Annotated in this window: 24 protein-coding genes; 6 read left to right on the plus strand and 18 right to left on the minus strand. The window is 72.7% G+C overall.

All coding sequences use genetic code 11. The features are described from left to right. Positions 1-12: 12 nt before the first annotated feature. The 3 genes from ACQYWQ_RS05555 to ACQYWQ_RS05565 form a co-directional block, all read right to left on the minus strand. Entirely contained in the window at positions 13-1,881 is a 1,869-nt protein-coding gene (locus ACQYWQ_RS05555; RefSeq protein WP_431032765.1) for an ABC transporter ATP-binding protein, read from the minus strand. Next, positions 1,878-3,653 carry an ABC transporter transmembrane domain-containing protein gene (locus tag ACQYWQ_RS05560; RefSeq protein ID WP_431032766.1) on the minus strand — a complete coding sequence of 592 codons (1,776 nt, stop codon included), beginning with the start codon at positions 3,651-3,653 and terminating at the stop codon, positions 1,878-1,880. The genes ACQYWQ_RS05555 and ACQYWQ_RS05560 overlap by 4 nt, the downstream gene beginning before the upstream one ends. A 190-nt stretch (positions 3,654-3,843) precedes the next feature. Then, positions 3,844-5,322: a hypothetical protein gene (locus ACQYWQ_RS05565; protein ID WP_431032767.1), complete on the minus strand. Its 1,479-nt coding sequence runs from the start codon at positions 5,320-5,322 to the stop codon at positions 3,844-3,846. 314 nt (positions 5,323-5,636) lie between these two features. Between ACQYWQ_RS05565 and ACQYWQ_RS05570 the strand changes: the two genes are divergently transcribed. Then, positions 5,637-7,490 (plus strand): endonuclease/exonuclease/phosphatase family protein, encoded by a 1,854-nt coding sequence (locus ACQYWQ_RS05570; RefSeq protein WP_431032768.1) that lies wholly within the window; start codon positions 5,637-5,639, stop codon positions 7,488-7,490. A gap of 84 nt (positions 7,491-7,574) precedes the next feature. Here ACQYWQ_RS05570 and ACQYWQ_RS05575 read toward each other — a convergent pair whose 3' ends face one another. Together ACQYWQ_RS05575 and dapD are read right to left on the minus strand one after the other, a co-directional pair. Next, positions 7,575-7,916: a hypothetical protein gene (locus ACQYWQ_RS05575; protein ID WP_431032769.1), complete on the minus strand. Its 342-nt coding sequence runs from the start codon at positions 7,914-7,916 to the stop codon at positions 7,575-7,577. Between the two features lie 172 nt (positions 7,917-8,088). Then, complete coding sequence (gene dapD / locus ACQYWQ_RS05580; protein WP_431032770.1) at positions 8,089-9,078, minus strand: 2,3,4,5-tetrahydropyridine-2,6-dicarboxylate N-succinyltransferase; 990 nt, start codon at positions 9,076-9,078, stop codon at positions 8,089-8,091. A gap of 116 nt (positions 9,079-9,194) precedes the next feature. Here dapD and ACQYWQ_RS05585 point away from each other — a divergent pair, with 116 nt between their 5' ends. Next, entirely contained in the window at positions 9,195-10,079 is an 885-nt protein-coding gene (locus ACQYWQ_RS05585; RefSeq protein WP_431032771.1) for a winged helix-turn-helix transcriptional regulator, read from the plus strand. Between the two features lie 28 nt (positions 10,080-10,107). Here the strand turns inward: ACQYWQ_RS05585 and ACQYWQ_RS05590 are convergent, their stop codons facing one another. The 11 genes from ACQYWQ_RS05590 to ACQYWQ_RS05640 form a co-directional block, all read right to left on the minus strand. After that, a complete protein-coding gene (locus ACQYWQ_RS05590) occupies positions 10,108-10,449 on the minus strand; it encodes a hypothetical protein (RefSeq protein ID WP_431032772.1) in 342 nt (113 codons plus the stop codon). Between the two features lie 114 nt (positions 10,450-10,563). Next, positions 10,564-11,109, minus strand: coding sequence for a TetR/AcrR family transcriptional regulator (locus ACQYWQ_RS05595; RefSeq protein WP_431032773.1), 546 nt, complete (start codon positions 11,107-11,109; stop codon positions 10,564-10,566). Beyond that, positions 11,109-11,429 (minus strand): DMT family transporter, encoded by a 321-nt coding sequence (locus tag ACQYWQ_RS05600; protein WP_431032774.1) that lies wholly within the window; start codon positions 11,427-11,429, stop codon positions 11,109-11,111. The genes ACQYWQ_RS05595 and ACQYWQ_RS05600 overlap by 1 nt, the downstream gene beginning before the upstream one ends. Before the next feature lie 194 nt (positions 11,430-11,623). Beyond that, the gene (locus ACQYWQ_RS05605) at positions 11,624-11,962 is read right to left on the minus strand and encodes a metal-sulfur cluster assembly factor (protein ID WP_431032775.1); all 339 of its coding nucleotides are present in this window, start codon (positions 11,960-11,962) and stop codon (positions 11,624-11,626) included. Then, on the minus strand, positions 11,959-12,420 hold the full coding sequence (gene sufU, locus ACQYWQ_RS05610) for a Fe-S cluster assembly sulfur transfer protein SufU (protein WP_431032776.1): 462 nt from the start codon (positions 12,418-12,420) through the stop codon (positions 11,959-11,961). The genes ACQYWQ_RS05605 and sufU overlap by 4 nt, the downstream gene beginning before the upstream one ends. Before the next feature lie 13 nt (positions 12,421-12,433). Then, entirely contained in the window at positions 12,434-13,705 is a 1,272-nt protein-coding gene (locus tag ACQYWQ_RS05615; RefSeq protein WP_431032777.1) for a cysteine desulfurase, read from the minus strand. Then, on the minus strand, positions 13,702-14,466 hold the full coding sequence (gene sufC, locus ACQYWQ_RS05620; protein WP_431032778.1) for a Fe-S cluster assembly ATPase SufC: 765 nt from the start codon (positions 14,464-14,466) through the stop codon (positions 13,702-13,704). Before sufC ends, ACQYWQ_RS05615 begins: the two co-directional genes overlap by 4 nt. A gap of 7 nt (positions 14,467-14,473) precedes the next feature. Then, entirely contained in the window at positions 14,474-14,794 is a 321-nt protein-coding gene (locus ACQYWQ_RS05625) for a non-heme iron oxygenase ferredoxin subunit (RefSeq protein ID WP_431032779.1), read from the minus strand. Continuing rightward, positions 14,791-15,966, minus strand: coding sequence for a Fe-S cluster assembly protein SufD (sufD, locus tag ACQYWQ_RS05630; RefSeq protein ID WP_431032780.1), 1,176 nt, complete (start codon positions 15,964-15,966; stop codon positions 14,791-14,793). The genes ACQYWQ_RS05625 and sufD overlap by 4 nt, the downstream gene beginning before the upstream one ends. A 131-nt stretch (positions 15,967-16,097) precedes the next feature. Next, entirely contained in the window at positions 16,098-17,519 is a 1,422-nt protein-coding gene (sufB, locus tag ACQYWQ_RS05635; protein WP_431032781.1) for a Fe-S cluster assembly protein SufB, read from the minus strand. Next, the gene (locus tag ACQYWQ_RS05640) at positions 17,516-18,289 is read right to left on the minus strand and encodes a helix-turn-helix transcriptional regulator (RefSeq protein WP_431032782.1); all 774 of its coding nucleotides are present in this window, start codon (positions 18,287-18,289) and stop codon (positions 17,516-17,518) included. The genes sufB and ACQYWQ_RS05640 overlap by 4 nt, the downstream gene beginning before the upstream one ends. A 267-nt stretch (positions 18,290-18,556) precedes the next feature. On the opposite strand from ACQYWQ_RS05640, the gene ACQYWQ_RS05645 reads away from it, so the two are divergent. The 3 genes from ACQYWQ_RS05645 (at position 18,557) to ACQYWQ_RS05655 (ending at position 20,994) form a co-directional block, all read left to right on the plus strand. After that, on the plus strand, positions 18,557-19,549 hold the full coding sequence (locus ACQYWQ_RS05645; RefSeq protein ID WP_431032783.1) for an ABC transporter ATP-binding protein: 993 nt from the start codon (positions 18,557-18,559) through the stop codon (positions 19,547-19,549). Continuing rightward, positions 19,546-20,313 carry an ABC transporter permease gene (locus ACQYWQ_RS05650; protein ID WP_431032784.1) on the plus strand — a complete coding sequence of 256 codons (768 nt, stop codon included), beginning with the start codon at positions 19,546-19,548 and terminating at the stop codon, positions 20,311-20,313. The genes ACQYWQ_RS05645 and ACQYWQ_RS05650 overlap by 4 nt, the downstream gene beginning before the upstream one ends. A gap of 72 nt (positions 20,314-20,385) precedes the next feature. Continuing rightward, entirely contained in the window at positions 20,386-20,994 is a 609-nt protein-coding gene (locus ACQYWQ_RS05655) for a GNAT family N-acetyltransferase (RefSeq protein ID WP_431032785.1), read from the plus strand. Here the strand turns inward: ACQYWQ_RS05655 and ACQYWQ_RS05660 are convergent. Together ACQYWQ_RS05660 and ACQYWQ_RS05665 are read right to left on the minus strand one after the other, a co-directional pair. Continuing rightward, positions 20,936-22,111 (minus strand): anhydro-N-acetylmuramic acid kinase, encoded by a 1,176-nt coding sequence (locus ACQYWQ_RS05660; protein ID WP_431032786.1) that lies wholly within the window; start codon positions 22,109-22,111, stop codon positions 20,936-20,938. The two genes, ACQYWQ_RS05655 and ACQYWQ_RS05660, sit on opposite strands and share 59 nt — an antisense overlap. Positions 22,112-22,299: 188 nt before the next feature. After that, positions 22,300-23,217, minus strand: a complete 918-nt coding sequence (locus ACQYWQ_RS05665) for a MurR/RpiR family transcriptional regulator (RefSeq protein ID WP_431032787.1) — start codon at positions 23,215-23,217, stop codon at positions 22,300-22,302. Positions 23,218-23,482: 265 nt separating this feature from the next. Between ACQYWQ_RS05665 and ACQYWQ_RS05670 the strand changes: the two genes are divergently transcribed. Next, on the plus strand, positions 23,483-24,775 hold the full coding sequence (locus ACQYWQ_RS05670) for a sugar ABC transporter substrate-binding protein (RefSeq protein WP_431032788.1): 1,293 nt from the start codon (positions 23,483-23,485) through the stop codon (positions 24,773-24,775).

The raw sequence follows: 24,775 nt of genomic DNA on the forward strand, positions 1-24,775 counted from the left end.
CCCGCGCGGGCGCTACCCCGCGTCCTCGCCGTGCCAGGCCCGCCACAGCCCGGCGTAGGTGCCCCCCGCCCTCACCAGCTCGTCGTGCGTGCCGAGTTCGGTGAGGGCGCCGTTCTCCATCACCGCGACGCGGTCGGCGTCGCGCGTGGTGTGGAGGCGGTGCGCGACCGTGATGACGGTGCGCCCCGCGAGGACGGCCGCGAGGGCGCGTTCGGTACGGCGGGCGGTACGGGGGTCGATGAGCGAGGTCGCCTCGTCGAGGACGAGGACGCCGGGGTCGAGCAACAGCGTGCGGGCCAGGCTCAGTTGCTGGATCGCCGCGCCGTCCGGTGCGAGACCCCCGGGCCCGAGCGGCGTGTCGAGCCCGGCGGGCAGTTCCCGTGCCCAGTGCGCGCCCACGGTCGCGAGCGCGCTCTCCAGGTCCGCGTCGCCCGCTCCGGGGGCCGCGAGGGCGAGGTTCTCGCGCAGGGTGCCGAGGAAGACGTGGTGCTCCTGCGTGACGAGGACGACGCGGCCGGGGGGCAGCGTGTGCACCGGCACCCCGTCGAGCGTCACCGCGCCCCCGCTCGGGGTCTCCGCCCCGCTCACGAGACGCCCGAGCGTCGTCTTGCCCGCGCCCGATGGGCCCACCACGACGAGGCGTTCACCGGGCCGCACGGTGAGGTCCACATCGCGCACGGCCACGCGGTCGCCGTCGTACGAGTGCCGCACGGCTTCCAGACGCAGGGTCCCCTCACCGGTGGGCGCGCGAGGCGCGGGGACCGGCGCTTCGCCGCCGACGAGCCCCAGGCCCTCGACGCGCGCGAAGGAGGCCGTGCCGCGTTGCAGGAACTCCAGCCACTGCAACAGGATGTCGACGGGATCGGAGAGTTTGCGCAGGTAGAGCGCGCAGGCGAGGACAGCGCCGAGGCTCGCGAGGCCGTGCGCGTGGAGCAGTCCGCCGAGCAGGAGGGCCCCGGCGACGGGCAGGAACGCGCCGAAGTCGACGGCCGGGAAGAGCACGCTGCGCAGCGCGAGGGTGCCCTCGCGGGCGCGGTGCGCGGCGGCGACGCGGTCGAGTACGCGGACGAGGCGGCGTTCCGCGAGGCCGTACACCTCGGTCGTACGGGCCCCGGCCGCGCTTGCCGTGACCTCCTCGGCGAGCGCCGCGTTCGCCTCGCCCTCGGCGAGGTACGCGGCGGGCGCGCGGCGCAGGTACCAGCGCGCCGCTGCCCACGTGACGGCGAGGCCGAGGACGCCGCAGGCGCCGAGGGGCGGGCTCACGAGGACGGCGGCGCCGAGGATCAGCGGGACCTGGAGGGCGGCGACGAAGACCTCGGGGCCCGCGTCGCGCAGCGTCGTCCCCACCGTGGCGATGTCCGTCGTGCCGCGCACGACGAGATCGCCCGTGCCCGCGCGTTCGGCGACGGCGGGCGGCAGCCCGAGCAGGCGCGCGGCGAAGCGCTCCCGTACGCGGGCCTGCGCGCGCTCGCCGAAGCGGTGGGCGTGCAGACGGGCCCAGCGGGTGAGGAGGATCTGCGCGAGCGAGGCGGCGAGGATGCCGGCGGCGAGCCGGTCCACGGTCCTCACACCGCTCCCCGCCCGTACCCGCTCGACGATCTCGCCGAGCAGCCAGGGCGCGACGAGCCCGGCCCCGACCGCGCACACGTTGAGCAGTACGGCGGCGAGGAAGCCGCGCCGGTCGGCGCGGACGAGCGCGAGCGCGGCGCCCAGGACGTCGCGTCCGGAGGCGACGGGGAGGGCGGGACTCTCCACGGAGTCCTTCGCGGGACCTTTCGCGAGGCCCTCCGCGAGGCCCTCCGCAGGGCTCCTCGCAGGGGCCTCGGCGGGGGCCTTCGCAGGGGCCTCGGTGGGGGCCTTCGTCGGCTCGGGGTGCGTCATCCGGCCGCCACCTCCTCCGTCCCCTTCCTCTCGTCCTCCGGCTCCTCGCGTGCCACCACGGCCCGGTAGGCGGCGCAGCGCGCCATGAGTTCCTGGTGCGTGCCGCTCTCGGCGAGCCTGCCGTCCACGAGCCAGTGCACGACGTCGGCGCGGCCAAGGAACGAGGGCGAGGTCGTGGCGAGCACCGTCGTGCGGCCCGCGCGGTCGGTGCGCAGGCGGGCCGCGAGCAGGGCCTCCGTGTGCGCGTCGAGCGCGGAGGCCGGCTCGGTCGCGAGCAGGACCTCGGGCGCGGCGTGGAGCGCGCGGGCGAGCAGGACCCGCTGCCGCTGCCCGCCCGAGAGTCCCACGCCCCTGGCCCGTACGGGCGCGTCGACGCCCCCCGGCAGGAGGCGCACGATGTCCTCGGCGACGGCGGTGCGCACGGCGGCGTCCACCGCGCCGGACGCGGGTTCGCCACGCCCCGCGATGACGTCCCCGAGGGTCCCGGCGAAGAGCGCGCCGTCATGGTCGGCGGGGAGGATGCGGGCGCGGACCTCGGCGGGCGCGTAGGCGTCGAGCGGCACGCCGTCCCATGTGACACGCGAGGGCGCGAGGCCCGCGCAGCGCTCGACGAGCGCCGCCGTCTCGGCCGCACGGCCGCTCACGAGCGCGGTGAAGCGGCCGGGGGCGAGCGTGACGCCGGTCTCCGGATCGTGCAGCGGCGCGGGGAAGGGAGGTGCGGCGCGCCCGTGCGCGGGGTCCGCGTGGGCGGGGGCCAGGCGCAGGAGCGCGAGGACGCGGCGGCCCGCGACGACGCCGTGCGTGAGGGAGTGCGCGCCCTCGATGAAGAAGGCGACGGGGACGGCGAGGACGGCGACGTACCCGTAGACGGCGGCGAGTTCGCCCGTCGTGATCTCGCCGCGCACGGCGAGACGGGCGGCGAGCCACGTGACGACGGCGAGGAAGACGGCGGGCAGTCCCGCGGTCAGCGCCTCGACCCAGCTCGTGACCGCGCCCACCCGCAGCCCCCTGTCGAGCAGTTCGCGCGAGCCCGCGCGGTAGCGCTCGGCGAAGCCCGCGCCGCCGCCGAAGGCGCGCAGCACGCGCAGCCCTTCGGCGAGGTCGACGAGGCGCGCGGCGAGCGTGCCCTGCCGATCGCGGTACGCGGTCTCGGCGCCGCGCAGGCGCGCGAGCGGCGGCCCGACGAGGAGCGCGAGGAGCGGCACCCCGAGCAGCACGACGACGGCGAGCAGCGGCGAGACGCGCAGCAGGAGGAGGGCGACGACACCGTACGCGAGGACCGAGCCGACGCCGGGACCCGTGATGGTCAGCACGTCGGCGATGCGAGCCGCGTCGGTGAAGCCCGCGGTCAGGACCTCGCCGGACGAGGCGCGCCCGGAGAGCGTGGCGCCGAGCCGCCCGATGTGCTCGTCGAGGAGGCGCACGGTGCGGAAGGCGCCGTCCATGCGGACCCGCGTCATCGTGCGGTGCCGCATGATGCCGAGCCACGCGGTCACCGCGCCGACCGCGAGCAGCGCGCCCGCCCACCCCAGCAGGGCGCCCGTGTCCCCCGCGGCGAGCCCGTCGTCGACGGCCCGCGCGAGGAGGTACGGGGGCAGCGTCAGCGCGACGCTCCAGGCGCTCCCGTAGAAGGCGCCCGCGAGCACCCGCCCCCGCTGCCGCCGCACGAGCCACCAGATGTACCGCAAAGGCCCCCGCGTATCGGGCCGTTCAGGAGGCGTCGCCGGATCGACGAGCCCCCGAAACCCCCGCGCCCCACCCCGTCCGCTCATGCCACGATCCTAGGAAAGCGGCGCGCGCGGGGAGGGCACCGGGTCCGCGGCGGGCTGCCCCGTTCGGCACGGGGGCACGGTGCGGGGCGGTACGGTGCGGGGCGGCCCCGTACGAGGGGGGCGACCCGCCCCCGTACCGCCACGAGCGCCCCGCCCCGCCCCCGTTACGAGGCGCCCCGCCCCGTCCCCGTTACGAGGCGCCCTGCCCCGCGGCGGAACCGCCCGCGGCCGACCTCGCCTTGAAGGCCGCCTTGCGGGCCTCCTTCGCCGTGCGCTTGTCGGGGTGGAGGCGGCCCATCGCCTCAAGGACCTCGGCCGTCGCGGGGTGCTGGACGCGCCACGCGGCGTCGAAGAAGCCGCTGTGCTGGGCCGCGAGGCCCGCCACGAGGGCCTGGAGTTCGGCCGATTCGCCCTCGACGGCGAGCTGCGCGGCCACCGTGTCGACGGTGAGCCAGAAGACGAGGTCGGCCGGGGGCGGCGGGACGTCGGGCAGCCCGCGCTCGGAGAGCCACACGCGGGCGAGGCCGCCGAGTTCGGCGTCATCGAGCACGGCCCGTACCGCGGGTTCGGCGCCCGCGCCGATGAGTTCGAGCGCCTCCTGCGCGCGCAGCCTGCGTACCGGGGCCTCCGCGTCCTCGCCCTTCGCGGCCGCGAGCAGCTCGGACGCCGCGGCGACCGCCTCGCGCCTCGCGAGCCAGCCCTCCAGCTCGGCGCGCACCGAGGGCGCCGGGTACTCGGCGATCCCCGCGAGCAGCACGTCGGCCGCCGCCTCCGCCAGGTCCCCGACGACCGGGGCTTCGATACCGGCCTCGACCAGGCGCTCGTGGACGCCGTACAGGCCGAGCGGCGTGTAGTGCACGAGCCCGTACCGCGAGACGTCCTCCTCCTCGGCTTCGACGGGCTCGCCCGCGTCGGCCTCCACGAGCAGCGCCTCGTCGAGCGGCTCGTAGACGAGCAGCCCGGAGGGTTCGAGGAGCCGGAACTTCGCGTCGAGGCGGACCATCGTCTCGGAGACCTGTTCCAGGATCGCGTCGCTCGGCTCGGGCATGTCGTCCGGCACCACCATCGCCGCGGCGAGCGCGGGCAGCGGCACGGGGGTGTCCGTGGAGCCGCCCTCGGAGACGGTGAGGAGGTAGAGGCTCAGGAGCGCCTGGTCGACGAACTCGGCTTCCTCCTCGGGGTCCCAGCCCAGCGCGTCGAAGTCGACGGTCCCGCCGCCCTCCAGGGCGCCGGTCAGCTCGTCCAGGTCCTCGATGTCGGGGATGCTCGCGTCGGCGAGGAGCGTGTCGAGCGCGCCGAGCCACAGGCCGAGCGCGTCCTGCGGGCTGCCCGACGTGAGCTGGGCGAGGTCGTCGCCGGGCGCCGCGCTCCCGTACTCCTCGCCGTCCTCCTCCGGGTCGCTGACCTCCACCAGCCCGGTGTCGACGGCGACGCGCCACGCCTCGCTCGCCTCGGCCTCCGCGTCGGGCCCTGTCAGGCCCAGTTCCTTGGCGGCTTCGGGCAGTTGTTCCTCGACGAGTTCGCCACCGGCGCCGACCCGCGTCTCCGCGTGCGCCCAGCGGGCCAGGCGGACCGCGCGGGCGAGGACCGGGGCGGCCAGCGCGGCCCTGGCGAGCAGCGGCTCGGACTCCAGGCGGGCCGGGGGCAGCGCGGGGGGAAGTGCGGGCATCGGCGGATTCTCCTCGGACGTACGGAACAGCGCCCCTCAGCCTAGACGGCCGGGCGCCCTCGGGTGGCAGCCCCGCGCGACCCGCCCCGCGGCCCCCGCGCCCACGCCCGCCCCACCTGTCCCCCCCCCACCCCCGTACGCTCCCCCTCCGCCGCCCCTCACCCTTCACCTCGGCTTCGCCCGCACGCCACCGGCGCAACCTTGACAACTCCCCCGCCCAGGACGGACATTGACGCGCGTAGAACTCGCGGTACGCATCCTTCCTCACGGGCCTTCGCGCCCGGAGGCCGCCCTCAGACCTGGAGTCGCGCCCCATGCCCGTTCCCTCCCGACGTCACCCGGCCCGACGTCACGCGGCGCTCGCCGTGGCGGCGGCCACAGCGACCGCGCTGGCGGCCGGCATGCTGCTCACCGCCCCCGCCTCGGCCGCCCCCGCCGACGGCCCGAGCATCCACACGATCCAGGGCACGACCCGTGTCTCGCCGTACTCCGGCCGGCACGTCACCGGCGTGAACGGCGTCGTGACGGGCGTGCGCACGTACGGCTCGCGCGGCTTCTGGTTCCAGGAGACGAAGCCGGACAAGAACCCGGCGACGAGCGAAGGCATCTTCGTCTTCACCTCCTCGGCGCCGACGGTCGCGGTCGGTGACGCGGTACGGGTCGAGGGCGACGTCGTCGAGTACGTGCCGGGGGGCGCCGCTTCGGGCAACCAGTCCGTCACCGAGATCGAGAAGCCCACCGTCACCGTCGTCTCCTCGGGCAACAAGGTCCCCGCCCCCGTCACCCTCACGGCCGCCACCGTCCCCGCCGCGTTCACGCCGAAGGGCAGGGCCGGCGACAACGGCGACATCAACGGCCTCACGCTGCGCCCCACGAAGTTCGCCACGGACTACTACGAGTCCCTGGAGGGCATGAACGTCCGCATCGGCACCTCGCGCGTCGTCGGCGCGACGGACCCGTACGCGGAGCTGTGGGTCACGCTGAAGCCGCACGAGAACAGGACGGCGCGCGGCGGCACGCTCTACGGGGCCTACGACGCGCAGAACGGCGGCCGCCTCCAGATCCAGCAGCTCGCCCCCGTCGCGCAGCAGCCCTTCCCCGTCGCGAACGTCGGGGACACGCTCACGGGCACGACCGAGGGCCCGATGGACTTCAACCAGTACGGCGGCTACACGATCGCGGCGACGACGATCGGGAAGGTGAAGGACGGCGGTCTCGTACGGGAGTCGGCGAAGCCGGGCGCCGAGAGCGAGCTGTCCGTCGCCACGTACAACGTCGAGAACCTCGACCCGGGCGACCCGCAGGACAAGTTCGACGCGCTCGCCGAGGGCGTCGTCACGCACCTCGCCTCGCCCGACATCGTCTCGATCGAGGAGGTGCAGGACGACAACGGCGCGACGGACGACGGGACGGTGTCGGCGGAGCGGACGCTGAAGAAGTTCACCGACGCGATCGTGGCGGCGGGCGGTCCGCGCTACGCGTGGCGCGGGATCGACCCGGAGAACGACAAGGACGGCGGCGAGCCGGGCGGCAACATCCGGCAGGTCTTCCTCTACAACCCGGACCGGGTCTCCTTCACCGACCGCGCGGGCGGCGACGCGACGACGGCGACGGCCGTCGTGGAGCGCGAAGGGGCCCCGGCGCTCGCGGCCTCACCGGGCCGCGTGGACCCGGCGAATCCGGCGTGGGAGAACAGCCGCAAGCCGCTCGCCGGCGAGTTCGTCTTCCGCGGCAGGACCGTCTTCGTCGTCGCCAACCACTTCAACTCCAAGGGCGGTGACCAGCCCCTGACGGCCGCCCAGCAGCCGCCCGTGCGCGTCTCCGAGACCCAGCGCCACGCGCAGGCCGCCTCGGTCAACGCCTTCGTCCGCCAGCTCACCGCGCTCGACAAGAAGGCCCGCGTCGTCGTCCTCGGGGACCTCAACGACTTCGCGTTCTCCGGCACGACGAAGACCCTGACGAAGGGCAAGGTCCTGCGCTCCGGCATCGACCAGCTCCCCGCCGCCGAGCGCTACACCTACGTCTACCAGGGCAACAGCCAGGTCCTCGACCAGATCCTGGTGAGCAAGGGCATCACGTCCTTCACCTACGACAGCGTCCACATCAACGCCGAGTTCGCCCAGCAGAACAGCGACCACGACCCCCAGCTGCTGCGCTTCAGGCCGTGACACACGGCGGGTGCTGAAGGGGTAGGGGTACGGGAGGGGGTACGGGTACGGGGCAGCCGCCCCGTACCCGTACCCCCTCCCCGGTCAGCGCCGCGCCCGCGCCAGCAGGCCCCCCGCGACCGCGAGCGTGGCGGCGGCCGCGACACCGGTCCGCCGGTTGAACACGGCCCCGTTCCCGCGCAGCGAGCCGAACGAGCCCACCGAGAGCAGCGAGAGCCCCGAGCAGGCCGAGAGCACGGACCCGAACGACAGCGCGCTGAGCGCCGAGCCCACGGACCCGACCGAGAGCACGGAGCCCACCGAGCCGATCGACAGGGCCGAGCCGACCGAGCCGATCGACAGCACGGAGCCCTCCGAGCCGATCGAGAGCAACGAATCCTTCGAGGCGATCGAGTAACGCGCCTTTCCCGGCGCTTTTCCTGTCATGCGGTCATGCTCCCCCGCCCGGGCCGTCCGTACCAGGCGAACCGCTCGGTCCGCGCGCACCAGGACGCCGCCACGCCTTTCTTGCGCGGCCCGCGGTCCCGCTCCGCCCCGCCCGCGCACGCGACGCCGCCGCCCCCGGGAACCCCGGGGGCGGCGGCGGAGGCGGTGGCCGTCAGTTGTGGGCGTGCAGGATCTCGTTGAGGCCGCCCCAGACCGCGTTGTTCGGGCGGGCCTCGACCGTGCCCGTGACCGAGTTGCGGCGGAAGAGGATGTGCGAGGAGCCGGAGAGTTCGCGGGCCTTGACGACCTGGCCGTCCGGGAGGGTCACGCGCGTCCCCGCCGTGAGGTAGAGGCCCGCCTCGACGACGCAGTGGTCGCCGAGCGCGATGCCGATGCCCGCCTCCGCGCCGATGAGGCAGTGCTCGCCGACCGTGATGCGGACGTTGCCGCCGCCCGAGAGGGTGCCCATCGTGGAGGCGCCGCCGCCGATGTCGGAGCCGTCACCGATGACGACTCCCGCCGAGATCCGGCCCTCGACCATCGAGGTGCCGAGCGTGCCCGCGTTGAAGTTGACGAAGCCCTCGTGCATGACGGTCGTGCCCTCGGCGAGGTGCGCGCCGAGGCGGACCCGGTCCGCGTCGCCGATACGGACCCCGGCCGGTGCCACGTAGTCGGTCATGCGCGGGAACTTGTCGACCGAGGTCACCGCGAGGTGCCTGCCCGCCACGCGCGCCCGCAGCCGTACCGCCTCCAGTTCGGGCACGGCGACGGGACCGAGCGAGGTCCACGCGACGTTGGGGAGCAGGCCGAACATGCCGTCGAGGTTCTGGCCGTGCGGCTGGACGAGGCGGTGCGAGAGCAGGTGGAGCCGCAGGTAGACGTCGTGCGTGTCGAGCGGCTTGTCATCGAGCGAGGAGATGACCGTGCGGACGGCGACGGTCGTCGTGCCCCGTACCGGGTCGGTGGCGAGCGCACCGGCCACGTCCTGGCCGAGAAGGGCGGCGGCACGCTCGGCGTCGAGCCGCTCGGTCCCCGCGGGGCCCGGGTCCGCGCTCAGTTCGGGCGCGGGGAACCAGGTGTCGAGTACGGAACCGTCGCTCGCGAGGGTCGCGAGCCCGGCGGCGACGGCGCCGGTGGCGCGAGGAGCAGTCGTGTCGGTCATGAGGGCAACCTAACGGTCGCACCGCCCGCCAGGCGAACCGGTCTCACCGCGCGTGTGCTCTCCACCCCCCGTGGTACGTTCCCGAAAGGAACTCAGCAGGTGGAGAGGTGGTACTCATGCCGGCACGGGGCGGCCCCGACGACGCGCACTGCGCGATGGCGCAGGCGCTCGGTGTCGTGGGCGACGCGTGGACGCTCTTGCTCGTACGGGACGTGGCGCGCGGCGCGCACCGCTTCGAGGACCTGCGCGCGGGCCTCGGCCTCTCGCGCAAGGTGCTCGCGGAGCGGCTGCGGTTGCTGACGGGCGCGGAGGTCCTGGAGAAGGTCCCGTACCAGGAGCACCCGCCGCGCCACGAGTACCGGCTGACGGCGCGCGGGCGCGCGCTGCTCCCGGTGCTGCTCGCGCTCCAGGACTGGGGCGACACGTGGGTGCTCGGCGAGGGGGAGACGATGGCGACGGCGGACGGGGAATCGCGCGAGGCGGAGCGCGTGCACGGGCTGCGCGGGGCGGTGCTGCCCCGGCTGCTGCTGCCCGACGCGACGGGCACGCCGCTCGATCCGGTCGCGGACGACGCGGAGTTCACGGTCCTCTACTTCTTCCCCGCCGCCTTCGCCGACCCCGCCGCGTACCCGCCGGGCTGGGCGGAGATCCCGGGCGCGCGCGGCTGCACGCTGGAGTCGTGCACGTACCGCGACCAGTGGCAGGCCTTCACGGCGCGGGGCGCCGCGGTACGCGGCGTCTCGACGCAACGCCCCGACGAGCAGCGCGCCTTCGCCGCGAAGGAGCGCCTCCCGTTCCCGCTCCTGTCGGACGCGGCGGGCGAACTGGCCGCCGCCCTGCGCCTGCCGACCTTCAGCACCTCGGGCACCCGCCGCCTCAAGCGCCTGACGCTGCTCGTGGACAGGGAACGGGTCGTGCGCGAGGTCTGGTACCCGGTACCCGACGTCGTGGCGAGCGTGGACGCGGCACTGGCGGCGGTACGGGAGCGGGCGGGCACCTGAGCGGGGGCGGTACGGGAGCGGCCGGGCGCTAGGCGGAGGGGGCGCCCTCGCCCCGGTCCGCGCCCGCCCGGCGGCGCCGCGCGCGCCACCACCACCCGGCGAGCCCGAGCGCGAGCAGCCCGGGTCCGCAGTGCACGGCGAGGACCCCGGCGAGGTGGGGGCCGCCCCAGTCCTTGGCGTAGCTCGACGGATCACCCCAGTCGATCACCACGAGTTCGGCGACCGCGCGCCCCACGAAATAGACGACGAGCAGCACCCCGAGCACCGGCAGGAGCCTGCGCCTGGCCCAGGCGCGGGGCCCCCGCCCGGCGACGAGGACCACGAGCAGCACCACGACGAGCAACAGGACCAGCGGGCCGAGCAGCTTCATGGACGCCACCCTTTTTCGCACACGTGAGCGATCATGCCCCGCACCGTACGATGCCCCGCCCCTCCTCCGCAGGCGATTGCCCGGGGTCGTCCGCACCGGCCGAAGCGGAGGCGCTCACTCCCGCAGCACCCGCCCCAGCATCTCCCGCGCGTACCCCTCGTCGTACGGGCTGTCGGTCAGCAGCACCTGAAGGCACAGCCCGTCCATGAGCGCGACGACGGCGCGGGCCGTCGCCGGATCGGTGCGCGCGGCGAGCGGCTCCTCCAGGGCACGGCTCCACTCGGCGGCGACCGGGCGGAGCACCGGTTTGCGGACGGCGGCCAGGTACAGCTCGTACTCCAGCTCGGCCCCCGTCCGGTCCGCGGCGAGCCAGGCGCCCATCGCCCCGGCGAGCGCGGCGGCGAGCCCGCCCGGCGGCGCCTGGAGGGTGCCGCGGTCGCCCACGAGCCGCGCGAAGTTCTCGTTGGCCTGGCGCAGCGCGGCGACGAGCAGGTCGTCGAGCGTCGCGAAGTGGTACGTGGTCGAGCCGAGCGGGACATCGGCCTCGGCGGCGGCCGTGCGGTGCGAGAGCCCCGCGATCCCGGAGCGCCCGACGACGCGGATCGCCGCGTCGATGATCCGCTGCCTGCGGTCGGGGTCGTAGCGCCGCGCCGCTGCCATCAGTGGGCTCCTCCCAGGTTGAGCAGGACGACCCCGCCGATGACGAGGGCGATCCCGGCGAGCCGTACGGGGGTCACGGACTCGCCGAGGAACATCATGCCGATGCACGCGATCAGCGCGGTGCCCGCCCCGGCCCAGATGGCGTAGGCGGTACCGACCTGGAGGGTCTTGAGGGTCTGCGCGAGCAGGACGAAGCAGACGACGTAACCGCTCGCGGTGACGAGCGAGGGCCACAGCCGGGTGAAGCCCTCGCTGTACTTCATGGCGGTCGTGGCGGCGACCTCGGAGAGGATCGCGCCGGTCAGCAGCAGGTAACCCATGTGGACGAGAGTACGCATCGTTGCGTACGGGTGTACACAGTCCCCTTCACGGGCCGCCTCGCCGCGCCGCCCACGCCGGTCCGCCTTCCGCCCGCGCGCCCCGCCTTCCGCCCGCGCCGGCCCGCCCCGCCCACGCGAAAGGGCCCCCGCACACGGCGGGGGCCCTTCCTGGAGGTACTGCTGACGCGCCTGTCTCAGACGTTGAAGCCGAGCGCGCGCAGCTGCTCGCGCCCGTCGTCCGTGATCTTGTCAGGGCCCCACGGCGGCATCCACACCCAGTTGATGCGCAGCTCGCTCACGATGCCCTCGGTCGCGGACTTGGCCTGGTCCTCGATGACGTCGGTGAGCGGGCAGGCCGCCGAGGTCAGCGTCATGTCCACGGTGGCGACGTTCGACTCGTCGATGTGCAGCCCGTAGATGAGACCGAGGTTGACCACGTCGATCCCCAGTTCGGGGTCGACGACGTCCATGAGGGCCTCGCGGACCTCTTCCTCGGAGGCGGGGCTCAGCGTCGCCGTCTCGTTCTCGCTCATGCCGTCTTCCTCTCGATCTCGCCCAGCGCCTGCGCCGTCGCGTCCTTCCAGGCCATCCAGCTCAGGAGCGCGCACTTGACGCGCGCGGGGTACTTGGAGACCCCGGCGAAGGCCACCGCGTCCTCCAGCACCTCCTCCATCGCGTCATCGGGCTCGATCTTCCCCTTGGACTGCATGAGTTCGAGGAAGGTGCCCTGGATGTGCCGCGCCTCGTCGACGTCCTTGCCGACCAGGAGGTCGTTCAGGACCGAGGCGCTGGCCTGGCTGATCGAACAGCCCTGGCCCTCGTAGCTCACGTCGGCGATCCGGGAGCCCTCGTACCGGACGCGCAGCGTGATCTCGTCGCCGCACGTCGGGTTGACGTGGTGCACCTCCGCGTCGCCCGGACGCAGGCCCCGCCCGTGCGGGTGCTTGTAGTGGTCCAGGATGACGTCCTGGTACATGGAATCCAGCTTCACCGGCTCTCGTCCCTCATCCGAAGAAGTTACGGACGTGCTCCAGGCCGTCCACCAGGGCATCGACCTCGGCGGGCGTGGAGTACAGATAGAAAGACGCGCGCGTGGTCGCGGGAATTCCGTACCTGAGGCACACGGGCCGGGCGCAGTGGTGCCCGACCCTGACCGCGATCCCCTGCTCGTCGAGGACCTGGCCCACGTCGTGCGGGTGGATGTCGCCAAGCGTGAAGGAGATCGCGGAGCCGCGTTCCTCGGCCGTGGTGGGGCCGATGATGCGCAGGTCGGGGACCTCCATGAGCCGGCGCACCGCGTACTCGGTGATCGCCTTCTCGTGCGCGACGATCTTCTCCATGCCGATCGATGTGAGGTAGTCCACCGCCGCGCCCAGCCCGACGGCCTGCGCGATCGGCGGGGTCCCCGCCTCGAACTTGTGCGGCGCCGGAGCGTACGTCGACGAGTGCATCGACACGGTCTCGATCATCTCGCCGCCGCCGAGGAAGGGCGGCAGGTCCTCCAGGAGTTCCTGCCGGCCCCACAGCACGCCGATGCCGGTCGGGCCGCACATCTTGTGCCCCGTGAAGGCGACGAAGTCGGCCTGGAGCGCCTGCACGTCGAGCGGCATGTGTGGCGCGGCCTGCGAGGCGTCGATGAGCACGAGCGCGCCGACCTCGTGGGCGCGGCGCACGATCTGCTCGACCGGGTTGTGGGTGCCGAGGATGTTGGAGACGAGCACGAAGGAGACGATCTTCGTCTTCTCGGTGATGATCTCCTCGATGTTCGACAGGTCGAGGGTGCCGTCGGCGGGGTCGAGACCGAACCACTTCAGCTTCGCGCCCGTGCGCTGCGAGAGCAGCTGCCACGGCACGATGTTGGAGTGGTGCTCCATCTCCGTGATGACGATCTCGGTCTCGCGGTCGACGCGGTAGGGCTCATCGGCCCAGCCGAGCATGTTCGCGACGAGGTTGAGCGACTCCGAGGCGTTCTTGGTGAAGATCACCTCGTCGCGGCTCGGCGCGTTGATGAACTCGGCGACCTTGTCCCGTGCGCCCTCGTAGAGCGCCGTGGCCTCCTCGGCGAGCACGTGCACGCCGCGGTGGACATTGGCGTTGTACCGCTCGTAGTACGCGCTGAGGGTGTCGATGACCTGGCGCGGCGTCTGCGAGGTGGCCGCGTTGTCGAGGTACACGAGGGTCTTGCCGTCGTGCACCCGGCGGTCGAGGATCGGGAAGTCCTTGCGGATCGCCTCGGTGTCGAGCAGACCGGTCAGCCCCTGATGGGCGTCGCTCACGCGGATACGCCACCCTTCACGTAGGACTCGTAGCCCTCGTTCTCCAGCTTGTCGGCCAGCTCGGGGCCACCGGACTCGGCGACCCTGCCGTTGACGAAGACGTGGACGAAGTCCGGCTTGATGTAGCGCAGGATGCGCGTGTAGTGCGTGATCAGCAGCGTGCCGACCTCGCCCGACTCGCGGACGCGGTTGACGCCCTCGGAGACGATGCGCAGCGCGTCGACGTCGAGGCCGGAGTCGGTCTCGTCGAGGATCGCGATCTTCGGCTTGAGCAGTTCGAGCTGAAGGATCTCGTGGCGCTTCTTCTCGCCGCCGGAGAAGCCCTCGTTGACGTTGCGCTCGGCGAAGGCGGGGTCCATCTGGAGACGCTGCATGGCCTCCTTGACCTCCTTCACCCAGGTGCGCAGCTTGGGGGCCTCCCCGCGCACGGCGGTCGCCGAGGTGCGCAGGAAGTTGGAGACGGAGACGCCGGGGACCTCGACCGGGTACTGCATGGCGAGGAAGACACCGGCACGGGCGCGCTCGTCGACGGTCATCGCGAGGACGTCCTCGCCGTCGAGGGTCACGGTGCCGCCCGTGATCGTGTACTTGGGGTGACCGGCCAGCGAGTAGGCGAGCGTGGACTTGCCGGAGCCGTTGGGGCCCATGATGGCGTGGGTCTCGCCCTGGCGGACGGTCAGGTCGACGCCCTTGAGGATTTCCTTCGTGGCGTTGTCCGCCTCGACGGTGACGTGCAGGTCGCGGATTTCAAGCGTAGCCATGTGTGCTTCAGGACTCCTGGGAGAGGGAGACGAGCACGTCGTCCCCATCGATCTGTACGGGGTAAACGGGGACGGGTCGCGTCGCGGGCAGCCCGGAGGGCTTGCCGGTGCGCAGGTCGAAGGCCGAGCCGTGCAGCCAGCACTCGATCTGGCAGTCCTCGACCTCGCCCTCGGAGAGGGAGACGTTCGCGTGCGAGCAGATGTCGCTGATCGCGAACACCTCGCCCTCGGTGCGGACGACCGCGACGGGGGTGCCGCCGATCTCGACGCGCTTGGGGGTGTCCTCGTCGAGTTCGGCGAGGCCGCAGGCGCGCTGGAAGCCGGTCATCCGACCGCTCCTTCCAGCTCCTCGCCGATCTTCGCGAGCAGGCGCTCCTCGACGTCGGGCAGCCCGATCTGCTGGACCAGTTCGGCGAAGAAGCCGCGCACGACGAGACGGCGGGCGTCCTCCTCGGCGATACCGCGCGCCATGAGGTAGAACAGCTGCTCGTCGTCGAAGCGCCCGGTGGTCGAGGCGTGCCCGGCACCGACGATCTCGCCGGTCTCGATCTCCAGGTTCGGCACCGAGTCGACGCGGGCCCCGTCGGTGAGGACGAGGTTGCGGTTCATCTCGTAGGTGTCGGTGCCCTCGGCCGCGGCCTCGATGAGGACGTCGCCGATCCACACGGCGTGGGCGCCCTCGCCCTGGAGCGCGCCCTTGTAGCTCACGTTCGATGTGCAGTGCGGGGCGTTGTGGTCGACGAAGAGGCGGTGCTCATGGTGCTGGCCCTTGTCGGTGAAGTACAGGCCGAGCAGCTCGGCCTCGCCGCCGGGCGCGGTGTAGCTCACGCGGGGGTGCAGGCGCACGAGGTCGCCGCCGAAGGTGACGACGACGGACTTGAAGGAGGCGTCGCGGCCGATCAGCGCGTTGTGCTGGCCGACGTGGACGGTCTCGGTGCCCCAGTCCTGCACGGAGACGACGGTGAGCTTGGCGCCGTCGCCGAGCAGGTAGTCGACGTTGGCGGCGAGGACCGCGTCCCCGGTGTGGTCGAGCACCACGACGGCCTCGGCGAAGGCGCCCAGCTCGATGACCTGGTGCCCGTAGGCGACGCCGCCGTGGCCGCGTACCGCGATACGGATCGGCTCGGCGGGGCGGGCCTCCTTGGGGACCGTGATGACGTTGGCCTTCTCGAAGGCGCTGAACGCCTGCGCGGCGACGCGGTCGACGGGGGTGCCGCCCTTGCCGACGCGCGGGTCCTCGCGGTCCACGGTTTCCTGGGTGACCCCGGCGGGCAGACTCACCTCGATCTCCACGCGGCCGTCCGCCTTCGCGGTGCCGTCGTGGAGGCCGCGCAGCCGCGCGAGCGGCGTGAAGCGCCACTCCTCCTCGCGGCCGTGCGGCACGGGGAAGTCCGCCACATCGAAGGACGGCGGGGCGCTCATCCGCGTGGCGACGGTCGACTCCGCGGCCACCGCGATCTGGCCGGCGGTGGTGGAACCCACCGGAATGCTCTCAGCCATGACTGTCGTTGTGCTCTCTTCCTGCGGTCAGGGGATGGGGTACGGGAAGGGGTCCGGGGCGGTACGGGGCCGCGCCGCCGTGGGTGGGCGGCGGGCCCGTACCCGGAAAGCACCCCGGACGGGGGCCGGCGTCAGCCGACCGCGCCCTCCATCTGGAGCTCGATCAGCCGGTTGAGTTCGAGCGCGTACTCCATCGGCAGCTCCTTGGCGATCGGCTCGACGAAGCCGCGCACGATCATCGCCATCGCCTCGAACTCGGTGAGCCCGCGGCTCATGAGGTAGAAGAGCTGGTCGTCGGAGACCTTGGAGACGGTCGCCTCGTGGCCCATCGACACGTCGTCCTCGCGGACGTCCACGTAGGGGTAGGTGTCGGAGCGCGAGATGGTGTCGACGAGCAGCGCGTCGCACAGCACGTTCGACTTCGCGCCCTGGGCACCCTCGCCGACCTCGATGAGCCCGCGGTAGGAGGTGCGGCCACCGCCGCGCGCCACCGACTTGGAGACGATGTTCGAGGAGGTGTTCGGGGCCATGTGGACCATCTTGGCGCCCGCGTCCTGGTGCTGGCCCTCGCCCGCGAAGGCGATCGAGAGCGTCTCGCCCTTGGCGTGCTCGCCCATGAGGTAGACGGCCGGGTACTTCATGGTGACCTTGGAGCCGATGTTGCCGTCGACCCACTCCATCGTCGCGCCCTCGTAGGCCACGGCCCGCTTGGTGACGAGGTTGTAGACGTTGTTCGACCAGTTCTGGATCGTCGTGTAGCGGCAGCGGGCGCCCTTCTTCACGATGATCTCGACGACCGCGGAGTGCAGCGAGTCCGACTGGTAGATCGGCGCGGTGCAGCCCTCGACGTAGTGGACGTAGGCGTCCTCGTCGACGATGATCAGCGTCCGCTCGAACTGGCCCATGTTCTCGGTGTTGATCCGGAAGTAGGCCTGGAGCGGGATCTCGACGTGCACGCCCTTCGGCACGTAGATGAAGGAGCCGCCCGACCACACGGCCGAGTTGAGCGAGGCGAACTTGTTGTCACCGACGGGGATGACGGTCCCGAAGTACTCCTTGAAGAGGTCCGGGTGCTCCTTGAGCGCGGTGTCGGTGTCGAGGAAGATGACGCCCTGCTCCTCCAGGTCCTCGCGGATCTGGTGGTAGACGACCTCCGACTCGTACTGCGCGGCGACGCCGGCGACGAGGCGCTGCTTCTCCGCCTCGGGGATGCCGAGCTTGTCGTAGGTGTTCTTGATGTCCTCGGGCAGGTCCTCCCAGGACTCCGCCTGCTTCTCCGTGGAACGCACGAAGTACTTGATGTTGTCGAAGTCGATGCCCGAGAGGTCGGAGCCCCAGTTCGGCATGGGCTTCTTCTCGAAGAGCTTCAGGCCCTTGAGCCGGAGCTTGGTCATCCACTCCGGCTCGTTCTTCTTCGCGGAGATGTCCCGGACGACGTCCTCGTTCAGGCCACGCCGGGCACTCGCGCCCGCGACGTCGGAGTCGGCCCAGCCGTACTCGTACTTACCCAGGCCCTCCAGTTCGGGGTGGGCAGTCTCCGTGGGGAGAGTCATGCGGGGTTCCTCCCGGCCGTGCTTGCTGATGTGTGGGTGGTCGTGGTGTCCTCGGGCCGCGCGGGGAGCGGGGGCTCCCCGGGTCCGGGTGGTGGCGCCTTGCCGCGCGGGATGAAGGTCGTGCAGACCCCGTCCCCGTGGGCGATGGTGGCGAGCCGCTGCACGTGCGTGCCGAGGAGCTGCGAGAAGTACTCGGTCTCCGCCTCGCACAGCTGCGGGAACTGCTCGGCCACGTGCGCCACCGGGCAGTGGTGCTGGCAGAGCTGCTCGCCCTGGCCCTGGCCGGGCGCTTCGCGCGCCGTGGCAGCGTACCCGTCGGCGCTCAGGGCCTTCGCCAGGACCTGGGCGCGCTCGCCCGGCTCGGCCGCCTCGATCTCGTCCCTGTACCCCTCGCACTGGGCTTCGATACGGGAGCGGGCGAAGGCGGCGATGGCGCTCTCGCCGCCCTGCGCGGCGATGAAGCGCAGCGCTTCGGCGGCGAGCTGGTCGTAGGACTGGTCCAGGGCGTCGCGGCCGCAGTCGGTGAGTGCGAAGACCTTGGCGGGGCGGCCCCGGCCGCGGGCTCCGTAGACCCTGCGGGCGCGGGCCTCGACGACGGTGTCGGCGAGGAGGGCGTCGAGGTGCCTGCGGACGGCGGCCTGGGTGAGCCCGAGGCGTTCGGCCAGCTCGGCGACGGTGGAGGGGCCGTGGTGCAGGATCGAGCGCACGACCCGGTTGCGCGTGGAGCGCTCACCGGTCGCGGCCTCGGAGACCTCGCCCTCGTATTTCACAACGCCATTGTTGCGTAATTCCTCGGGCCCGGACAAGCGAGCTGGTCAGGGCCTCGTGGTGGCTTCGGTCACTTAGGGTGACCTAATCAGGCGCGCTCGCGAGCCGGAATGGCGGGTAAAACCGCAGCTCAGCAAGGGTACGCCGCCACGAGCGACCCCTTTGGCCCCACCAGGGCACGAATTGATCACGCCGCGACCGCTTTGCCCGGTTCGCTCGGGCGTGGCCCCGCGCGCGGCCCCTCACCGGCGCCTTCCTAGACTTCGCCCATGCGCAGTGACAAGCCGGGCAGCGATACGCGGGACAGGCCGGGCGTCCCCCGCCCGTCGGCAGGACCCGACCCGGCGGCCCCCGTGCTCCGGATCGAGGGCCTCGTGAAGCGGTACGGGGCGAAGACCGCCGTGGACGGGCTCGACCTCGTCGCGGCCCCCGGCATCACCGCCGTGCTCGGGCCCAACGGAGCGGGCAAGACCACGACGATCGAGACGTGCGAGGGCTACCGGCGTCCCGACGCGGGCCGGGTCAGGGTCCTCGGCATCGACCCGCTCGCCGACGCGGCACGGCTGCGCCCCCGTATCGGCGTGATGCTCCAGTCGGGCGGTGTCTACTCGGGCGCGCGCGCCGAGGAGATGCTGCGGCACATGGCGAAGCTGCACGCGCACCCGCTCGACGTGCCCGCGCTCATCGAGCGCCTCGGTCTCGGCTCGTGCGGCCGGACGAGTTACCGGCGTCTGTCCGGCGGCCAGCAGCAGCGGCTCGCGCTCGCGATGGCCGTGGTGGGCCGCCCCGAGCTGGTCTTCCTCGACGAGCCGACCGCGGGGCTCGACCCGCAGGCGCGCCACGCGACGTGGGACCTCGTGCGCGAGCTGCGCGCCGACGGGGTCTCGGTGATCCTCACGACGCACCACATGGACGAGGCCGAGCAGCTCGCGGACGAGGTCGCGATCGTGGACGGCGGCAAGGTCGTCGCGCAGGGCAGCCCCGAGGAGCTGTGCAGGGGCGGCGCCGAGAACACGCTGCGCTTCACCGGCCGGCCCGGGCTCGACGTGGCCTCGCTGGTCAAGGCGCTGCCCCCGGGCAGCGAGGCGGTGGAGGTCGCCCCCGGCACGTACCGCGTCGGCGGCACCGTCGACCCGCAGCTCCTCGCGACCGTCACCTCGTGGTGCGCGCAGAACGGCGTCATGCCGGAGGGCATCGCCGTGGAGCGGCACACGCTGGAGGACGTCTTCCTGGAACTGACCGGTAAGGAGCTGCGCGCATGAGCGCCGGTACGTACGCACCACGGCCCGGTGCCGCTCCCGTCGGGCGGATGATCGCGGCGCAGGCGGCACTGGAGACGAAGATGCTCCTGCGCAACGGTGAGCAGCTGCTGCTCACCGTGATCATCCCGGCCCTGCTCCTCGTGCTCTTCTCGGCCGTCGACGTCGTCGACACGGGCGACGGCGAGCGCGTCGACTTCCTCGCGCCCGGCGTCCTCGCGCTCGCGGTCATGTCCACGGCCTTCACGGGCCAGGCGATCGCGACGGGCTTCGAGCGCAGGTACGGGGTGCTCAAGCGCCTCGGCGCCTCGCCGCTGCCGCGCTGGGCGCTGATGACGGCGAAGACGCTCTCGGTGCTGGTCACCGAAGTGCTCCAAGTGATCCTGCTGACCGTCATCGCCTTCGCCCTCGGCTGGTCCCCGCACGGCAATCCGGCCTGGGTGGTCCTCCTCCTGCTCCTCGGCACGGCGGCCTTCTCGGGCCTCGGCCTGCTCATGGCGGGCACGCTGAAGGCGGAGGCGACGCTCGCCGCCGCGAACCTGGTCTTCATCCTGCTGCTCGTCGCGGGCGGCGTGATCGTCCCGCTGGAGAAGTTCCCGGGCGCGGTCCGCTCCGTCCTCGAACTCCTCCCCATCACGGCCCTCTCGGACGGCCTGCGCGAGGTCCTGCACCACGGGGCCGGCCTCCCGGCGAAGGACCTGATCGTGCTGGCGGTGTGGACGGTGCTCGGACTGGGCGCGGCGGGACGCTTCTTCCGCTGGGAGTGAGGTGCTTCCCCGCGGGGCGCGGCGGGGAAATCGGCTTGCCCCCGCAGGGGGTACGCCCGTTCACTGAGCCGCATGACACCCCTGCGCACGCCTCGCCTCCTGCTCCGCCCCTGGCAGGAGTCCGACCTCGCGCCGTGGGCGGCGATGAACGCCGATCCCGAGGTCCGGGAGCACTTGGGCGAGCCGCTCACGCGCGCACAGAGCGATGCCTCCGTCGCGCGGTTCCGGGCGGAGTTCGCGCGGCGCGGCTACGGCTGGTGGGCGGTGGAGGTACGGGCCACGGGCGACTTCATCGGTTTCGCCGGCCTGGACCGGGTGGACGAGGGCCTGCCGTTCACGGGAGTGGAGATCGGCTGGCGGCTGGCCCGCGCCGCCTGGGGGCACGGCTACGCGACCGAGGCCGCGCGGGCCGTGCTGGCCTTCGGTTTCGGCACGCTGGGGCTCCCCGAGATCCTCGCGGTGACGACCGCGACGAACGTGCGCTCCCAGGCCGTGATGCGGCGCATCGGCATGACCCGCGACCCGCACGGCGACTTCGACGACCCGGAAGCGCCGGAGGGCCCGTTGCGCCCGAACGTGCTCTACCGCGTCACGCGGCAGCCCCACGCGGAGGACCCCCCACTCACCCCGCCCGGCGCACCACGAGCCGCCTCGGCGCAACCCCCGGCTCCGGGAGCCTGAGCGGGCCCGCGCCCGGGGAGAAGCGGCCGAGGACGCGCGGGGCCGCGGAGCCGGTCGCGCCCGGGGCGACGCCCGGGATCTGGTGCCAGCTCAGGAAGGCGAGGAGCGTCATGAGGTACGCCTCCTTGTCGCCCGCCGGGAGACCGTACGTGTCGCTCGTGGTCAGCCCCGCGGGCGCGAGGTGCGCGCGGAGCCGGTCCATGAGGGCCGGGTTGCGTACGCCGCCGCCCGAGGCGACGACCTCGGTGGGCGCGTACGGGCGGACCGCGTCGGCGACCGTCACCGCGGTGAGTTCCGTGAGCGTCGCCATCAGGTCGTCAGGGGTGACGTCGGGCAGTCCGGCGAGCCGCGCGGCCACGTACTCCGTCGTGAAGAGTTCACGCCCGGTCGACTTCGGCGCGGGCAGCAGGTAGTACGGCTCCTCGCGCAGCCGGCCGAGCAGATCCGTACGGACCGCGCCCGCGCGCGCCATGCGGCCGTCGATGTCGCTCGCGAGCCGCCCGCCGCTCAGGCGCTGGGCCGCCGCGTCGAGCAGGCAGTTCGCCGGGCCCGTGTCGAAGGCGGTCACGGGTTCCCCGGGTGCCCCGACCACGCTGACGTTCGCGATGCCGCCGAGATTGAGCGCGACCCGCTTCGTCCCCGGCTCGGCCGCGAGCCACAGCGCGTCGAGCGTGCTCGCGAGCGGGGCGCCCTGCCCACCGGCGGCGATGTCCCGCGCCCGGATGTCGGAGACGACGGGCAGCCCGGTCTCCTCGGCGATCCACGCGGGCTGCCCGAGCTGGAGCGTCCCGAGCGCCCGCCCCTGCGGGCTCACCCAGTGGAAGACGGTCTGCCCGTGCGAGCCGACGAGATCGCCCCCGTACCGGCGCACGACCTCGCTGACGACGGCGGCGCTCTCCCGCCCGACGAGCGTGTCCACCTCGCACACGTCCCCCAGCGACACCCGGGCCGGAGGCAGCACGGCGAGCAACCGCTCCCGCATCTCCGGCGACCAGGGGTGCTCCTCGGCCGCGAGCGGAACAAGCGTGAGCGTCCCCTCCGCGTCGAGCGCGAGGTCGGCCACGGCGACGTCGAGCCCGTCCATAGAGGTCCCCGACATCAGTCCCACAACGATCATCAGCTTCTCCAGACACAACATTCCAGCCGCCCCCAACCCACCCGCCCCGTAAACCCGCCCGCCCCACCGCCCGCATCTCGAACCCCACCGGCACCCGAATCCAGCCCCTCCGGCGTTCGAGGAGCGGGGCTCGGCGGCGGAGCCCCCGAAACAGGCCGCCCCGCGGAACGTCACCGCCCCGCGGAACGTCACCGTCCCCTCAGGTGCCTCACCGCCCCGTACGTCCGGGCGAGCGCCGCCGTCGACTCGGCGTACGACTTCTGCGCCACCCCCACGAACAAGCAGTCCACCACCGCCAGTTGCGCTATCCGCGACGCGGTCGCCCCCGACCGGAACGGCATCTCGCGCACCGCCGTCGTCAGGACGAGATCCGCGCACTCCGCCAGCGGCGACCTGGCGAAATTGGTCAGCGCGATGGTCGTCGCCCCCCGCTCCCCCGCCGCCTGCAAGGGTTCGAGCGTGTCGACGGTCGAGCCCGTGTGCGAGATCCCGATCGCCACGTCCCCCTCGCCGAGCAGCGCGCTCGCGGTGAGCGCCGCGTGGCCGTCGGTCCACACGAAGGCCATGTGCCCGATGCGGTGCAGCTTCTGGTGCAGATCGCCCCCGACGAAGCCGCTCGCGCCGAGCCCGAAGATGTCGATGCGCCGCGCCCCCGCCACGGCGTCCACGGCCCGCCCGAGGACGTCGAGATCGAGCTGGGCCCGGGTGTCCTCCAGGGTCCCCGACTCGTTGTAGATGATCTTGTCGACGACCTGGGCGAGCGAGTCGTCCTCGCTGATGTCCCCCTTCGTCGCCCACTGCACGTCCTTGTTGCGGACGTCCTCGCGCGCTGCGGCCGAGGCGAGGGCGATGCGCAGCTGCGGGTAGTTGCGCAGCCCGATGGCGCGGCAGAAGCGCATGACGGTCGTGACGGAGGTGCGCGCCTGGCCCGCGAGGCTCGTCGACGACATGCGCGCCGCGGCGGCGGGATCGTCCAGGACGGCGGCGGCGACGCGCTGTTCGGCGGGCTGGAGCGTCGGCACGGCCCCCCGGATACGTACCAGTACGTCCGCTGCCCGCCCCGCCCGCTCGGCGGACTCCTGGGCATGCGGGGGCCGTTCGCTCATGGATTCCTCCTGGTGGCTGTGGGTGTCAGCCTAACCGCCTCCATGTCAAAAACTAACGCTCCCATCACGGCCACTGTTACTTATTGACGCGCCCGTTACCCCTCTCCATACTTGGCGCATCACCGCAGCTCATATGCGGTCGTTCGAGAGGGCAGCCCCCGGGCACGCCCGGATTCGGGGGGCTTCCCCGCGCCCGCGGCACGCCCGTCCTCACCGGCTTCCGCCAGAGCCCGCCCTCTCGCCGCGTCAAGGGAGACACACCTCGATGAGACTCATACGCACGGCAGGCGTCGCCGCCCTCGCCGCCTCCGCCCTGGTGCTGACCGCCTGCGGGAACGACGGAAGCTCCGGCGGCTCCTCCTCGGACTCGAAGGACGGCAAGTCGCTGACCTGGTGGGTCATGAAGGGCACCAACCCGGACGCCTCGACCTTCTACGCCGCCGCGAAGAAGGAGTTCAAGAAGCGCACGGGCGCGAGCCTCAAGGTCCAGGAGATCCAGTGGGCCGACGCCCACGACCGCCTGGTCCGCGCCTTCGCCTCGGGCGACGGCCCCGACGTCTCCGAGATCGGCACGACGTGGACCCCCGAGTTCGCCGCGGCCGGCGGTCTCACCGACGTCACGGCGAAGCTCGACAAGTCCGGCCTCGGCAAGGACCTCGTGCCCGCGCTCAAGGAGTCGGCCACGTACAACGGCAAGCAGTACGGCGTCGGCTGGTACGCGGGTGTGCGCTCCATCATCTACCGCAAGGACGTCTTCGAGAAGCACAAGCTGTCGGTCCCGAAGAACTGGGACGAGCTGGAGCAGACCGTCAAGACGCTCAAGAAGGAGGAGCCGAAGCTCATGCCGCTGCCCATCGCGGGCGACGCGGCGTACGCGACGATCCCCTTCGTGTGGGGCGCGGGCGGTGAGCTGGCCACCGAGCAGGGCGGCAAGTGGACCGGCGCCATCGACGCGAAGGAGTCGAAGGCCGGCCTGGACTTCTACACGGGCCTCGCGCTCAAGGACAAGTCCTCCAGCGTCGGCGCCACCACGTGGCGCGAGACCGACGTCCTCGACTCCTTCGTCAAGGGCAAGTCGGCGATGGTGATCCAGGGCAACTGGACCCCGAAGACGGCGATCGCGGGCGACCCCTCGCTCAAGGACAGGATCGGCGCCTTCCCGATCCCGGGCAAGGACGGCGGCATCAACCCGGCCGTACTCGGCGGCTCCAACCTCGCGATCCTCAAGACGAGCAAGAACCAGGACCTCGCCTGGGAGTTCGTCAACATGATGACCACGAGCCGGCTCGCCAAGGACTGGGCCAACCAGGCCGGCTACTTCCCGAGCACCAACTCGGCGCTCAAGCCCTTCGCCGAGAGCACCGACCCGCTCGTCAAGCCCTTCGCCGAGACGATGCTCAAGGCCGGCAAGACCCCGCCGAGCGCCCCGGGCTGGGGCACCGTCGAGGGCAACAAGACCATCCCGCAGATGGTCCAGTCGATCCTGACCGGCACCTCGGTCGACAAGGCCGCGAAGACCGCGTCCGACGCCGTCACCAAGACACTTCAGGAGAAGTGA

Origin of the sequence: Streptomyces sp. P6-2-1 (assembly GCF_050613165.1) — a bacterium.
Taxonomy (GTDB): Bacteria; Actinomycetota; Actinomycetes; order Streptomycetales; family Streptomycetaceae; genus Streptomyces.

Excerpts from the sequence above, each read along its gene's own strand:
- ACQYWQ_RS05565 (WP_431032767.1), bottom strand. The coding sequence starts at position 5,322 with ATGCCCGCACTTCCCCCCGCGCTGCCCCCGGCCCGCCTGGAGTCCGAG.
- ACQYWQ_RS05600 (WP_431032774.1), bottom strand. The coding sequence starts at position 11,429 with ATGGGTTACCTGCTGCTGACCGGCGCGATCCTCTCCGAGGTCGCCGCC.
- ACQYWQ_RS05570 (WP_431032768.1), top strand. The coding sequence starts at position 5,637 with ATGCCCGTTCCCTCCCGACGTCACCCGGCCCGACGTCACGCGGCGCTC.
- ACQYWQ_RS05595 (WP_431032773.1), bottom strand. The coding sequence starts at position 11,109 with ATGGCAGCGGCGCGGCGCTACGACCCCGACCGCAGGCAGCGGATCATC.
- ACQYWQ_RS05575 (WP_431032769.1), bottom strand. The coding sequence starts at position 7,916 with ATGACAGGAAAAGCGCCGGGAAAGGCGCGTTACTCGATCGCCTCGAAG.
- ACQYWQ_RS05655 (WP_431032785.1), top strand. The coding sequence starts at position 20,386 with ATGACACCCCTGCGCACGCCTCGCCTCCTGCTCCGCCCCTGGCAGGAG.
- ACQYWQ_RS05625 (WP_431032779.1), bottom strand. The coding sequence starts at position 14,794 with ATGACCGGCTTCCAGCGCGCCTGCGGCCTCGCCGAACTCGACGAGGAC.
- dapD (WP_431032770.1), bottom strand. The coding sequence starts at position 9,078 with ATGACCGACACGACTGCTCCTCGCGCCACCGGCGCCGTCGCCGCCGGG.
- sufD (WP_431032780.1), bottom strand. The coding sequence starts at position 15,966 with ATGGCTGAGAGCATTCCGGTGGGTTCCACCACCGCCGGCCAGATCGCG.
- ACQYWQ_RS05590 (WP_431032772.1), bottom strand. The coding sequence starts at position 10,449 with ATGAAGCTGCTCGGCCCGCTGGTCCTGTTGCTCGTCGTGGTGCTGCTC.
- ACQYWQ_RS05555 (WP_431032765.1), bottom strand. The coding sequence starts at position 1,881 with ATGACGCACCCCGAGCCGACGAAGGCCCCCACCGAGGCCCCTGCGAAG.
- ACQYWQ_RS05670 (WP_431032788.1), top strand. The coding sequence starts at position 23,483 with ATGAGACTCATACGCACGGCAGGCGTCGCCGCCCTCGCCGCCTCCGCC.
- sufC (WP_431032778.1), bottom strand. The coding sequence starts at position 14,466 with ATGGCTACGCTTGAAATCCGCGACCTGCACGTCACCGTCGAGGCGGAC.
- ACQYWQ_RS05645 (WP_431032783.1), top strand. The coding sequence starts at position 18,557 with ATGCGCAGTGACAAGCCGGGCAGCGATACGCGGGACAGGCCGGGCGTC.
- ACQYWQ_RS05650 (WP_431032784.1), top strand. The coding sequence starts at position 19,546 with ATGAGCGCCGGTACGTACGCACCACGGCCCGGTGCCGCTCCCGTCGGG.
- ACQYWQ_RS05605 (WP_431032775.1), bottom strand. The coding sequence starts at position 11,962 with ATGAGCGAGAACGAGACGGCGACGCTGAGCCCCGCCTCCGAGGAAGAG.
- ACQYWQ_RS05660 (WP_431032786.1), bottom strand. The coding sequence starts at position 22,111 with ATGATCGTTGTGGGACTGATGTCGGGGACCTCTATGGACGGGCTCGAC.
- ACQYWQ_RS05665 (WP_431032787.1), bottom strand. The coding sequence starts at position 23,217 with ATGAGCGAACGGCCCCCGCATGCCCAGGAGTCCGCCGAGCGGGCGGGG.
- ACQYWQ_RS05560 (WP_431032766.1), bottom strand. The coding sequence starts at position 3,653 with ATGAGCGGACGGGGTGGGGCGCGGGGGTTTCGGGGGCTCGTCGATCCG.
- sufB (WP_431032781.1), bottom strand. The coding sequence starts at position 17,519 with ATGACTCTCCCCACGGAGACTGCCCACCCCGAACTGGAGGGCCTGGGT.
- ACQYWQ_RS05585 (WP_431032771.1), top strand. The coding sequence starts at position 9,195 with ATGCCGGCACGGGGCGGCCCCGACGACGCGCACTGCGCGATGGCGCAG.